Here is an 11878-nt window from a genome sequence, read left to right on the forward strand (position 1 = left end):
ACTTAAAACTAAACAAATATCTTTTACCTATTTAATGGCATTTGCCATTTTATTTCGGTTAATTTTTTTTTTAGCAATCCCCAATTTATCACAAGATTTTTATCGGTTTATTTGGGATGGCAGGCTAATTTTAGAAGGCTTAAATCCATATATATCTTTACCTAAAATAATTATTCAGCAAAACCATTATCCTATAAACCAAGCCTTACAGCTCTATCAAGGCATGGGTGAGTTTAACGGAAGCCATTATACCAATTACCCACCATTAAACCAATTCTGTTTTTTTATAGCCGCCATTTTTGCCAATAAAAGTATTTTGGGGTCAGTAATAGTTATGCGAACTATAATAATTTTTGCCGATATAGGAATATTTTATTTTGGAGTAAAGTTGTTAAAACAACTAAAACTGTCTACTTCAAACATTTTTTTATATGCTTTAAATCCATTTGTAATTATAGAACTTACAGGCAATTTACATTTCGAATCGGTAATGCTTTTCTTTTTAATTTTTGCTTTGTATAAGCTACAGCAACAAAAATGGATTTGGGCTGCCATTTTATTTGCTTGTTCTATAGCTATTAAACTTATACCGCTTCTGTTTTTACCTTTGTTTTACCAGTGGTTTATAAAAATGCCTCATACCAATCAATTAAAAAAGAAAGGCTTTTTTAAATTATTAGTGTTTTATGCTCTTATAATACTTATATGCGTACTACTGTTTTCACCTTTTTACTCACCCAAAGTAATACCCAACTATTTAAATAGTGTAGGGTTATGGTTTCGAAATTTTGAATTTAATGCCAGCTTTTATTACATAGCTAGAAAAATTGGCTATGCATTTACGGGCTATAACCAAATTGCTATTATTGGAAAAATTATTTTTATAGTAACTGTTTTATTGGTGTTAGCCATATCTGTTTTTCGAAAAAACATTCCGTTAAAAAACTTAATAACAGCTATGCTGTTTACATTGTCATTTTATTATTTTATCAGCACAACAATACATCCTTGGTATCTTGCCTCATTACTTGTTTTAGCAATCTTTACCAACTATAGATTTCCTTTTTTATGGAGCATGGTGGTTGTTTTAAGTTATCAAGCCTACGCAAATATACCTTGGAAAGAAAATCTTTGGTTAGTTGGCATAGAATACGGTATTGTTTATGTTTTTTTGCTATACGAATTAAAAATCTTAAAAGCAAACTAAGATTATTTTTTTTATCTTCGCTTCTGATGAAAAAAATTACAATAAAAGATATCGCTAAACACTTTAATGTGTCTATCTCTACCGTTTCTAAAGCACTAAACGATAGCTATGAAATTAGTGTGTCTACAAAAGAAAAAATAATAAAATACGCCAAGGAACATAATTATAGACCCAATATTAATGCTTTAAGCCTAAAAAATAGAAGAACCAAAACCATAGGAATTATTATACCTAATATGTTGAACTATTTTTTTGCACAAGTTTTTAAAGGAATTGAAAATGTAGCTAATAAAAAAGGATATAAAGTTATTACCTGTATATCTAATCAATCTGCTGATAAAGAAGTAGAAATTATAGAAATGCTTTCTAATGGTAGTATTGATGGATTTATTTTATCATTATCTAAAGAAACCGAATTACAAAAAAACTTTACACATATAAAAAACACCATTAAACATGGAACGCCTATTGTTATGTTTGATCGAGTTGCCGAAGAAGTAGATTGTGATAAAGTAATCACTGACGATTATAATGGAGCATTAAGCACCATTAATTTTTTAGCTAACAAAGGACTTAAAAACATCGCTTTTGTGTCTACTATGAGTACTTTAAATATTGGTAAACAACGCTTTTTAGGATATAAAAAAGGATTAGAAATAGCCCGTTTACCTTATAACGAAAAATTAGTAGTCAATATTTTAGAAAAAGATTATAAAGAATATGAAAAAGTTTTAATCCCGCTTTTTAAAAACAATAAAGTTGATGGGGTTATAGCTACGGGAGAGTCTGCTGCTATCGCAGCAATGAAAGCTGCGAAAAAAAACGGATACGAAATACCTAAAGACGTTTCAGTTATCGCTTTTTCTAACGGAATTTTAGCACGTCATTCTAGCCCTAAACTTACTACGGTAAGCCAACATGGAGAAACAATGGGTGAAACGGCTACAGAAATGCTAATTGAAAGAATCGAAAACAAAAAACAACCTCACCAGTCAATTACGAAAGTAATTAAAACTGATTTGGTTGTTAGAGATTCAACCTATTAATTAAGGTTTTATTTTAATATCGGTAATGTTCAGGTTTAAAAGGCCCTTCAACAGAAACTCCAATATATTTTGCTTGGTCTTGGTTTAATTTAGTTAACTCAACACCAATTTTTGCCAAATGTAATCGAGCTACTTTTTCATCTAAATGCTTGGGTAACATATACACTTCATTTTTATACGCATCAGCATTATTCCAAAGTTCAATTTGAGCTAAAGTTTGGTTGGTAAATGAGTTAGACATTACAAAACTTGGGTGCCCTGTAGCACAACCTAAATTTACTAAACGCCCTTCTGCCAACACAATAATATCATTACCATCAATAGTATATTTATCAACTTGTGGTTTTATTTCAATTTTAGAATCACCGTAATTTGTATTTAACCAAGCCATATCAATTTCATTATCAAAATGACCAATATTACATACTACTGTTTTATCTTTCATCGCTTTAAAGTGTTCTGCTCGAACAATATCTTTATTTCCTGTAGTAGTAATTACAATATCAGCATTACCAACAACCGTTTCTAAACGCTTTACTTCAAAACCATCCATAGCTGCCTGCAAAGCACAAATGGGGTCAATTTCAGTAACCGTAACTATTGAGCCTGCTCCACGAAAAGACGCGGCAGTACCCTTACCTACATCGCCATAACCACAAACAACCACACGTTTACCCGCTAACATTAAATCGGTAGCACGACGAATAGCATCTACCGCCGATTCTTTACAACCGTATTTATTATCAAATTTAGATTTAGTAACCGAATCATTTACATTAATTGCAGGAATAGATAATGTTCCATTTTTAACACGCTCATACAAACGGTGAACTCCTGTAGTGGTTTCTTCTGATAAACCTTTTATATCTTCTGTTAATTCAGGATATTTATCCAATACCATATTGGTTAAATCACCACCGTCATCTAAAATCATATTTAAAGGCTTACGATCTTCACCAAAAAATAAGGTTTGCTCAATACACCAGTTAAATTCTTCTTCATTCATTCCTTTCCAAGCATATACTGCTGTACCTGCTGCCGCAATTGCTGCTGCCGCTTGGTCTTGTGTAGAAAAAATATTACAAGAACTCCACGTAACCTCGGCTCCTAAAGCCTGTAAAGTTTCTATTAAAACCGCTGTTTGAATAGTCATGTGTAAACATCCTGCAATTCTTGCACCTTTTAAAGGTTGCTTATCTTTATACTCTTCACGTAAGCTCATTAATCCTGGCATTTCTGCCTCTGCTAATTCAATTTCTTTTCTTCCCCAATCAGCTAAAGAAATATCTTTAACCTTAAAAGGAACATATGCCGCAGTTTTTGTACCCATATTTTTGTATATTTATATCTATATTTAAGTTTGCAAAATTACAAAATAACTTTCTAAAACATGCCCATCTACAAAACATTAACGGTAAACGAATACACTAAAGTTCTTATTTGGAAAATTGAAGAGTCTTTAAAAGAGCTTTCTGAAGGAATTTTTATGACAAAACAAAGTCAACAAAGAGTAAATCAAATGAAGTCTGATTTACATCAAAAAGGTTTTTTAAGTATTCGGCATTTATTAAAAGAAATTGGCTATACTGATAATGATTTAGAATATGATGAATACGGAAAACCTCATTTAAAAGATGGTAAATATATTTCTATTACACATTCATTTACATTTTGTGCAATTATTTTTTCTGAAAAACAACCTGTTGGAATTGATATTGAAAAACAACGAGATAAAATTTTAAAAATAGCCCATAAATTTACCCCTATTCAAGAATACAGAACCATAGCCAACACCGATGCTTTAATTAGTAAGTTAACTATTGTTTGGGGTGCCAAAGAAAGTTTGTATAAAATATATGGTAAAAAAAGCTTACTCTTTAGAGACCATATATATATTGAAGATTTTAAATTTGAAGACAAAAAAACTACTGGAGAAATTCGATATAAAGGCGAAACATTTTTATACAACATTTGTTTTTTAGAGTTCGAAGGCTTTACCTGCGTATATGCTTTTTAAATTAAACAAAACTATTTTTAAAGTTTTATAACTAAGCTTTTGCTCTCCAAAAACTTTTCTACCTTTGCCGTTTTAAATTATATACCTATATATAAACAATGGAAATTTCAGTAGAACTTACTTTAAGCCCTCTTCAAGACGAATTTGAGCAACCTATTATTGATTTTATAAAAAAGCTCAGAGCCTCAGGGTTAACCGTTTTAGAAAATCCGCTAAGCACACAAGTTTATGGCAATTACGACACCGTAATGAAGCTCTTAACTGCCGAAATAAAAAACACTTTTGAGTTAATCGATAAAGGTCTTTTATATATGAAAATCGTAAAAAGCGACCGCAGCGATTATGAGCCAACTTTTTAATTTTTTTTTTGGTCAATACGCCTCCTATAATCCTATTGATATTGGATTAGAAATTACAGCGGTTATCTTTGGATTTTTATCTGTTTGGTATTCAAAAAAAAATAACATTTGGGTATTTCCTGCCGGAATTATTAGCACCTTAATTTTTGTATATCTTTTATTAAAATGGGGTTTGCTAGGCGATATGATGATTAATGCTTACTATTTTATTATGAGCCTGTATGGATGGTACATTTGGACCCGAAAAGTAGACGCAACACATGTTACCCCAATATCTAGAACAACCCCTAAAGAAAAAAAACAAAGTATTTTTATTTTTATAGCAACCCTTATTTTTGTATTTGCTGTGTATACCATTTTTGGTAAATGGTCTTATTGGACTGCTTATGTAGATACCATTACTACCGCTATTTTCTTTGTAGGAATGTGGCTTATGGCAAAACGAAAAATAGAAAATTGGGTATATTGGATTATTGGTGATATTATATCGGTTCCACTTTATTTTTATAAAGGACTTACATTTACCAGTTTTCAATATTTAATTTTTACCTTTATGGCAATTGCAGGATATCTCGCATGGAAAAAAAGCTTAAGCAACGCCCTATAAACCTTATAAAAGTAGTTTTGTTTGGTCCTGAAAGCACTGGAAAAACAACACTTTCTATTGAATTAGCACGTCATTACCATACTGTTTGGGTTCCTGAATATGCCCGAGAATATTTACAAAACAAATGGAATAACGAAGGTAAAATATGTGAAAAAAAAGACATTATACCTATTGGTAGTGGACAAATAACGTTAGAAAATAACCTTGCAAGAAAAGCAAACAAAGTACTTATTTGCGATACCGACTTGTTAGAAACTAAAGTATATTCTGAAGAATATTATGATGGGTTTGTAGACCCAAAACTAAATGAAGCAGCTCTTAACAACACTTACAATATGTATTTTTTAACTTATATTGACACCCCTTGGGAAGCCGATGATTTAAGAGATAAACCCGAACAACGTATAGAGATGTTTACAGCATTCGAAAATGCTTTAATAAAGCATAAACGGCCTTATGTTTTACTAAAAGGAAATAAAAAAACGCGTTTAAAAACAGCCATTAAAGTTATTGACAAGCTTGTTGCAAACAAACAAAAACTATATTCCTATTCTAATACGTTAATTGATTGGGACATGCATTTTTTACACCAAAAAAACCCGTAAAAAATATGATAGGAATTGTATATAAATCTACAGGAAGTTGGTATTGGATTAAAAGCAACAATACCTTATATAAATGCCGAATTAAAGGCAAATTTAGAATTAAAGGCATTAAAACAACTAACCCTATTGCGGTAGGTGATAAAGTAGATTTTTTGCTTGAAACGAACAACGATGAAGAAACAGGAGTAATTACGAATATTTATGATAGAAAAAATTTTATTGTACGTAAATCGGTAAACTTATCAAAACAAACACATATTATTGCTGCAAATATAGACCAAGTATTTTTACTAATTACCATAAACAACCCTACCACTTTTACTACTTTTATTGATCGTTTTTTAGTTACTGCAGAAGCGTACTCTATAAAAACTATTTTAGTTTTTAATAAAATGGACACTTATGAAATTGAGCAACGTGCCGAAGTGCTATACTTAAAAGACATATACGAGCCTATTGGTTATGAGTGTATAGAAATATCGGCTCTTGAACATAAAAACATATCGCTCATTAAAGAAAAAATGAAAGGCAAAGTAAGCATGTTTGCAGGACATTCGGGAGTCGGAAAAACTACTTTATTAAATGCTATTGAGCCTAGCTTAGATTTAAAAACCAAAGCAATTTCTGAACAACACAAATTAGGACAACATACCACCACTTTTGCCGAAATGTTTGATTTGCCTTTTGGCGCGCAAATTATTGACACCCCTGGTATTAAAGGCTTTGGAGTAGTAGATATCGAAAAAAACGAATTAGGTGATTATTTTCCGGAATTTTTGGCTTTAAAACCCCAGTGTAAATTTAACAATTGTATTCACACAAACGAACCTCAATGTGCCGTAAAAGACGCCTTAGAAAATGAAGAAGTATCTTGGTCAAGGTATAAAAGCTATCTTCAAATTATGGAAGAAGAGCAGACACATTATCGTACCGACCTTTGGGAGTAAAATAAAAAAACCATCCAAAAAATGGATGGTTTTTTAGAACTAGTCATATTCTTTTATAAATTACCCTAAAGCAACTCGTTTAAAATCAGTTACAGAAACATTTCCTATAGATTTTACATAATCTGCAACACTAATTTTACTATCTTTAATAAATGCTTGATTTACTAAAGTATTATCTTTAAAGAAACGTTTAATTTTTCCTTTTGCTATATTATCTAGCATTGCTTCAGGTTTTCCTTCTGAACGTAATTGCTCTTTTGCAATTTCTATTTCTTTTTCTATAGTAGCCGCATCTACTCCGTCTTCATTTAAGGCAATCGGATTCATAGCTGCAGCTTGCATTGCTACATCTTTAGCAACAACATCAGCACCTTCTACTGCTGCAGACAAACCTACTAATGTAGCTATTTTATTACCTGCATGAATATATGACCCCACATAAGGAGCTTCTATTTTTTCAAAAGCATTGATGTCTAACTTCTCACCTATAACACCTGTTTGTTCAACTAATTTATCAGCAACGGTCATTCCTTCAAAATCAGCTGCTAAAAAATCTTGTTTTGAAGCATAGTTTAACGCTAATTCAGCTAATTGATTTGCTAAGCTTACAAAGCTTTCATTTTTCCCTACAAAATCAGTTTCGCAACCTAATACTATAGAAACACCAACGGTGTGGTCTTTGTTTACTTTTGCAATAGCAGCTCCTTCTGTTGATTCTCTATCAGCTCTTTTTGCTGCTACTTTTTGTCCTTTTTTGCGTAAAATTTCGATTGCTTTATCAAAATCGCCTTCTGCTTCTACTAATGCCTTTTTGCAATCCATCATGCCAGCACCAGTAATTTCTCTTAATTTTTTTACGTCTGAAGCGGTTATTTTAACCATGTTCATAATTATTATAGTTATGGTGTTGTAATGTTGAGCACAACATTACAACAGTTATACATTTATAATTTATTCTTTTTCTGCAGATGTTTGAGCCGCTACTTTTTCGGTATTACCCTCAGTTTCTTTAGCTGCTTTTTTTGCAGTTTCTTTTTCTGTTTTAGCTTTTTCTTTATCTGCTTTTCTTTCAGATAAACCTTCAGAAATTGATGCTGCTACATACTCTAATACTTTGTTAATTGATTTTGAAGCATCGTCGTTTGATGGAATTACAAAATCAATAGGTCTTGGATCAGAATTGGTATCAACCATAGCAAAAATTGGAATATTTAATTTTTGTGCTTCAGCAATAGCAATGTGTTCTTTTTTCACATCAATTACAAATAAAGCTCCTGGTAAACGAGTCATATCAGAAATTGAACCTAAGTTTTTTTCTAATTTTTCGCGTTGACGGTTAATTTGTAATTTTTCTCTTTTAGATAAGGCATCAAAAGATCCATCTTGCTTCATTCTATCAATAGAAGCCATTTTTTTTACGGCTTTACGAATAGTAACAAAGTTTGTTAACATACCTCCTGGCCATCTTTCTGTAATATAAGGCATGCTTACAGATTTTGCTTTTTCTGCAACAATATCTTTTGCTTGTTTTTTTGTAGCAACAAATAAAATTTTACGTCCAGAATTTGCAATTTTCTGTAGTGCAGCAGAAGCTTCTTCTATTTTAGCTGCCGTTTTATATAAATCGATAATGTGTACACCATTACGCTCTGTATAAATATACGGAGCCATGTTAGGGTTCCATTTTCTGGTTAAGTGACCAAAGTGCACGCCACTTTCTAATAATTCTTGAATGTTAATGTTTGCCATTTTTAAAATGTGTTTACTTTCTGTTTATAGCAATGGTTAAGTAGTCTTTCGAGTCTTATCCATTTAGATGCTAAACGGTTAAAAATTGATTTATTATTATCCGTTCTATAACGTTTATTTTAACGTTTAGAGAACTGGAATTTCTTACGTGCTTTCTTTTGACCGAATTTTTTACGCTCTACCATTCTTGGATCACGTGTTAATAAACCTTCTGGTTTTAAGACAGCTTTATTTTCTTCGTTAATTTCTACTAAAGCTCTAGTAATTGCTAAACGAACAGCTTCTGCTTGCCCAGTAACACCACCACCATATACATTTACTTTTACATCGTAACTAGTTAAGTTTTCAGTTAACATTAATGGTTGTTGAACTTTATATTGTAAAGTAGGAGTTGTAAAATAACTTTTAAACTCTCTCTTGTTTACTGTAATGTTTCCTTTACCTTCTGAAACATAAACACGAGCAACTGCTGTTTTTCTTCTACCTATTTTGTGTACTGTTTCCATTATTTAAGATCGTTAAGGTTAATTGTTTTTGGTTTTTGAGCTTCTTGTGCGTGCTCAGCACCAACATATACATATAAGTTTTTGAATAATGCGTTACCTAATCTGTTTTTAGGTAACATCCCTTTTACTGCTTTTTCTACTAATCTCGTAGGATCTTTTTCGAACATCTCTGTTGCAGTTAACGATCTTTGACCTCCTGGATAACCTGTGTGACGGATGTATGATTTATCAGTCCACTTTTTACCTGTTAGGTTAATTTTTTCTGCGTTGATAATTACCACATTATCTCCACAATCTACATGAGGAGTATAATTTGGTTTATATTTACCTCTAATTAGCTTTGCTACCTTAGAAGCTAGACGACCCAACGTTTGCCCGTCCGCATCAACTAAAACCCACTCTTTATTTACTGTGGCGCTATTAGCTGATACTGTTTTGTAACTTAATGTGTTCATAATTACACGCTTAGTTTTTGTTTATTAATTATTTTTATTACCCTTAAAAAAGGTCTGCAAATGTACAACTATTTATTTGATTAACAAATCGTTGTTATTCTTATTTATTTATTGAACGTAAAAAATATTTTTTTTAGATTTTTAGAAACACTAAGAACAAATATAACTACCTCATTAAAAGCAAATTAACCCTAAACCAATATTGTTTTGAATGAATCAAATTAATTTGAAAAATTAAAGGCAATTTTGTTTATTTTTTAGATTAATTATTACCTACATCAAGCACAATAATATTAAACAAAAAAAGACCATCAATTATGACGGTCTTTTTTTGTTATATTTTTAAATATATTATTCTGGTTTTTGCTCTAAAATTTCAAAGAATTGTTCTAGCTTAGGCAAAATAACAATTCTTGTTCTTCTATTTGTTGCTCTACCATCAACAGTGTCATTAGACTCTATAGGAACATATTCTGAACGTCCAGCCGCAATTAAACGACCTGGGTCAATAGAAAAATCATTTTGCAATACTCTAACAACAGCTGTAGCTCGTTTTACACTTAAATCCCAGTTATCTTTAATACAACTGTTAGAAATTGGCACGTTATCAGTATAGCCTTCTACTTGCACTTCCATCTCAGGTTTAGTAGCTACCACTTTTGCCACTTTACCTAACACTTCTTTTGCGCGTTGTGAAACAACAGCACTACCACTATTAAATAATAATTTATCAGCAATAGAAATATACACTACTGTTTTTTCTACATTAATTTGAATATCATGATCTTGAATACCTGCATCTAATTCTTTCTTTAAGTGAAAAGCAAGTGCTAAATTAATAGAATCTTTTCTAGACATTGCATCTCTAACCCCATTAATATATTTATCTTTTTCACTTAATTGCGATACTACATTTTTAATATTATCACTTGCCGATTGGGTTAAAACCGTAAGATTTTCAACTTGCTTAACTGCCTGAGCTTTATCTGCTTTTAAATCTTTTACTTGATTTTCAAGCAATTCTACTTTTCCTTCTAAACCTGAAACATTGGTTGCTCCTGTAGTCTTATCAATTAAACACTTTTGTAAAGACGCCTTAGTATTTACCAATTCTTTTGCCGCTCTATTATATTTTGCTTGCAACGCTTCAAACTCTTTTTTAGAAGCACACGAAGTCGCAATTATTGCAAAAACTGATAAAAAGATTATTTTTTTCATTTTGTAGTTATTAGATTTTAGTTTTCAAAAGTAATAAAATGAGTTTATAAATACCGTATTTATTAATATTTTATGATAATTTTATGTATTACTTTTGCAAACTTACACTATCATAACCATGAAAAAAATTAATATTCTATTTTTTCTAGCTATCACTATTATAACTACTTCTTGTAAAAAAAATGAAGTTAAACAAACACGATTAACAGGAGGTGTTTTTGGTACAAGTTACTCCCTTATTTACGATTCAAACATTAACTATCAAAAACAAATAGACCATTTATTTGACCAACTAAACAAGTCAATGTCTAATTATCAAACCAACTCTATTATTTCAAAAGTTAATAGAAATGAAATTGACTCGGTAGATACTTATTTTAAAAATGTATACAAGGCTTCTCAAAAAATATATACTGAAACGAAAGGTGTTTTCGACCCAACAATAGGCACATTAGTTAATGCATACGGATTTGGTTCTGGAAAAAAAATTAAGCACATCGATAGCTTAAAGCGCGACAGCTTACTACAATTTGTAGGGCTTAATAAAACACAGCTTATAAATAATAAAATAACAAAACCTAAAGGAACATTTATCGATTTTAATGCTATAGCAAAAGGATATGCGGTAGATGTAATTGCTAATTTTTTAGAACAACAGCAATGCAATAATTATGTGGTTGAAATTGGCGGCGAAATTCGAGTTAAAGGACGAAACAACAAAAAAAAATCTTCTTGGAAAATTGGTATCGACGACCCCAAATTTGATGGTACCGAAAGCTATTCTAAAATTATTAGTTTAACAAATTGCGCAATGGCAACCTCTGGCACCTATAGAAAATTTAAAGTTGATGAAAACGGAAATCGCTATGCACATATTATAAATGCTCTAACAGGCAGCCCAAGCAAAACCAATGTTTTAAGTGTATCCGTAATCGCAAAAAACTGCATGGTAGCAGATGGGTATGCAACGGCTTTTCAAGCAATGGGTATAAAAAAAGTAACGGAGTTTTTAAAAACACACCCTGAGCTACAAGTCTATTTTATTTTTGAAGACAATAACAAAACATTAAAAACACTAAATCTAAACGGGTTTCCTGAGTAAGTACTGATAAAAATTAGAACGCCTGCAAAACCAAGCTTTATTTAATTGTTACGAAATAAA

At 31.2% G+C, this 11878-nt stretch carries 14 protein-coding genes; 8 read left to right on the top strand and 6 right to left on the bottom strand.

Translation table 11 applies throughout. From position 1 onward, the window contains the following. Positions 1-34 precede the first annotated feature (34 nt). Both AB2B44_RS02625 and AB2B44_RS02630 read left to right on the top strand, forming a co-directional pair. Positions 35-1207, top strand: a complete 1173-nt coding sequence (locus tag AB2B44_RS02625; RefSeq protein ID WP_369047994.1) for a mannosyltransferase — start codon at positions 35-37, stop codon at positions 1205-1207. Positions 1208-1233: 26 nt separating this feature from the next. Then, positions 1234-2253, top strand: coding sequence for a LacI family DNA-binding transcriptional regulator (locus AB2B44_RS02630; RefSeq protein ID WP_369047995.1), 1020 nt, complete (start codon positions 1234-1236; stop codon positions 2251-2253). A 13-nt stretch (positions 2254-2266) separates the two neighbouring features. Here the strand turns inward: AB2B44_RS02630 and ahcY are convergent, their stop codons facing one another. Continuing rightward, positions 2267-3583: an adenosylhomocysteinase gene (gene ahcY / locus AB2B44_RS02635; protein ID WP_369047996.1), complete on the bottom strand. Its 1317-nt coding sequence runs from the start codon at positions 3581-3583 to the stop codon at positions 2267-2269. A gap of 60 nt (positions 3584-3643) precedes the next feature. Between ahcY and AB2B44_RS02640 the strand changes: the two genes are divergently transcribed. From AB2B44_RS02640 to rsgA, 5 genes are all read left to right on the top strand, one after another. Then, complete coding sequence (locus AB2B44_RS02640) at positions 3644-4270, top strand: 4'-phosphopantetheinyl transferase superfamily protein (protein WP_369047997.1); 627 nt, start codon at positions 3644-3646, stop codon at positions 4268-4270. A 98-nt stretch (positions 4271-4368) separates the two neighbouring features. Continuing rightward, entirely contained in the window at positions 4369-4629 is a 261-nt protein-coding gene (locus AB2B44_RS02645; protein ID WP_369047998.1) for a hypothetical protein, read from the top strand. Further along, complete coding sequence (gene pnuC, locus AB2B44_RS02650) at positions 4613-5236, top strand: nicotinamide riboside transporter PnuC (protein ID WP_369047999.1); 624 nt, start codon at positions 4613-4615, stop codon at positions 5234-5236. The genes AB2B44_RS02645 and pnuC overlap by 17 nt, the downstream gene beginning before the upstream one ends. Beyond that, positions 5206-5841 (top strand): AAA family ATPase, encoded by a 636-nt coding sequence (locus tag AB2B44_RS02655; protein ID WP_369048000.1) that lies wholly within the window; start codon positions 5206-5208, stop codon positions 5839-5841. The genes pnuC and AB2B44_RS02655 overlap by 31 nt, the downstream gene beginning before the upstream one ends. Before the next feature lie 5 nt (positions 5842-5846). Beyond that, on the top strand, positions 5847-6788 hold the full coding sequence (rsgA, locus tag AB2B44_RS02660; protein WP_369048001.1) for a ribosome small subunit-dependent GTPase A: 942 nt from the start codon (positions 5847-5849) through the stop codon (positions 6786-6788). Between the two features lie 60 nt (positions 6789-6848). On the opposite strand, the gene tsf is transcribed toward rsgA, so the two are convergent. The 5 genes from tsf to AB2B44_RS02685 form a co-directional block, all read right to left on the bottom strand. After that, complete coding sequence (gene tsf, locus AB2B44_RS02665; RefSeq protein WP_369048519.1) at positions 6849-7670, bottom strand: translation elongation factor Ts; 822 nt, start codon at positions 7668-7670, stop codon at positions 6849-6851. 69 nt (positions 7671-7739) lie between these two features. Continuing rightward, the gene (rpsB, locus tag AB2B44_RS02670) at positions 7740-8537 is read right to left on the bottom strand and encodes a 30S ribosomal protein S2 (protein ID WP_369048002.1); all 798 of its coding nucleotides are present in this window, start codon (positions 8535-8537) and stop codon (positions 7740-7742) included. Positions 8538-8656: 119 nt separating this feature from the next. Beyond that, on the bottom strand, positions 8657-9043 hold the full coding sequence (gene rpsI / locus AB2B44_RS02675) for a 30S ribosomal protein S9 (RefSeq protein WP_369048003.1): 387 nt from the start codon (positions 9041-9043) through the stop codon (positions 8657-8659). Further along, positions 9043-9498: a 50S ribosomal protein L13 gene (gene rplM, locus AB2B44_RS02680; RefSeq protein WP_369048004.1), complete on the bottom strand. Its 456-nt coding sequence runs from the start codon at positions 9496-9498 to the stop codon at positions 9043-9045. The genes rpsI and rplM overlap by 1 nt, the downstream gene beginning before the upstream one ends. Before the next feature lie 351 nt (positions 9499-9849). Further along, positions 9850-10716 carry a flagellar motor protein MotB gene (locus tag AB2B44_RS02685; RefSeq protein ID WP_369048005.1) on the bottom strand — a complete coding sequence of 289 codons (867 nt, stop codon included), beginning with the start codon at positions 10714-10716 and terminating at the stop codon, positions 9850-9852. A gap of 118 nt (positions 10717-10834) precedes the next feature. On the opposite strand from AB2B44_RS02685, the gene AB2B44_RS02690 reads away from it, so the two are divergent. After that, positions 10835-11818: an FAD:protein FMN transferase gene (locus tag AB2B44_RS02690; RefSeq protein ID WP_369048006.1), complete on the top strand. Its 984-nt coding sequence runs from the start codon at positions 10835-10837 to the stop codon at positions 11816-11818. Positions 11819-11878: the final 60 nt, after the last annotated feature.

The sequence above is a fragment of the Tenacibaculum sp. UWU-22 genome, assembly GCF_041021355.1.
Lineage (GTDB): Bacteria > Bacteroidota > Bacteroidia > Flavobacteriales > Flavobacteriaceae > Polaribacter.

Excerpts from the sequence above, each read along its gene's own strand:
- AB2B44_RS02625 (WP_369047994.1), top strand. The coding sequence starts at position 35 with ATGGCATTTGCCATTTTATTTCGGTTAATTTTTTTTTTAGCAATCCCC.
- AB2B44_RS02630 (WP_369047995.1), top strand. The coding sequence starts at position 1,234 with ATGAAAAAAATTACAATAAAAGATATCGCTAAACACTTTAATGTGTCT.
- ahcY (WP_369047996.1), bottom strand. The coding sequence starts at position 3,583 with ATGGGTACAAAAACTGCGGCATATGTTCCTTTTAAGGTTAAAGATATT.
- AB2B44_RS02640 (WP_369047997.1), top strand. The coding sequence starts at position 3,644 with ATGCCCATCTACAAAACATTAACGGTAAACGAATACACTAAAGTTCTT.
- AB2B44_RS02645 (WP_369047998.1), top strand. The coding sequence starts at position 4,369 with ATGGAAATTTCAGTAGAACTTACTTTAAGCCCTCTTCAAGACGAATTT.
- pnuC (WP_369047999.1), top strand. The coding sequence starts at position 4,613 with ATGAGCCAACTTTTTAATTTTTTTTTTGGTCAATACGCCTCCTATAAT.
- AB2B44_RS02655 (WP_369048000.1), top strand. The coding sequence starts at position 5,206 with ATGGAAAAAAAGCTTAAGCAACGCCCTATAAACCTTATAAAAGTAGTT.
- rsgA (WP_369048001.1), top strand. The coding sequence starts at position 5,847 with ATGATAGGAATTGTATATAAATCTACAGGAAGTTGGTATTGGATTAAA.
- tsf (WP_369048519.1), bottom strand. The coding sequence starts at position 7,670 with ATGGTTAAAATAACCGCTTCAGACGTAAAAAAATTAAGAGAAATTACT.
- rpsB (WP_369048002.1), bottom strand. The coding sequence starts at position 8,537 with ATGGCAAACATTAACATTCAAGAATTATTAGAAAGTGGCGTGCACTTT.
- rpsI (WP_369048003.1), bottom strand. The coding sequence starts at position 9,043 with ATGGAAACAGTACACAAAATAGGTAGAAGAAAAACAGCAGTTGCTCGT.
- rplM (WP_369048004.1), bottom strand. The coding sequence starts at position 9,498 with ATGAACACATTAAGTTACAAAACAGTATCAGCTAATAGCGCCACAGTA.
- AB2B44_RS02685 (WP_369048005.1), bottom strand. The coding sequence starts at position 10,716 with ATGAAAAAAATAATCTTTTTATCAGTTTTTGCAATAATTGCGACTTCG.
- AB2B44_RS02690 (WP_369048006.1), top strand. The coding sequence starts at position 10,835 with ATGAAAAAAATTAATATTCTATTTTTTCTAGCTATCACTATTATAACT.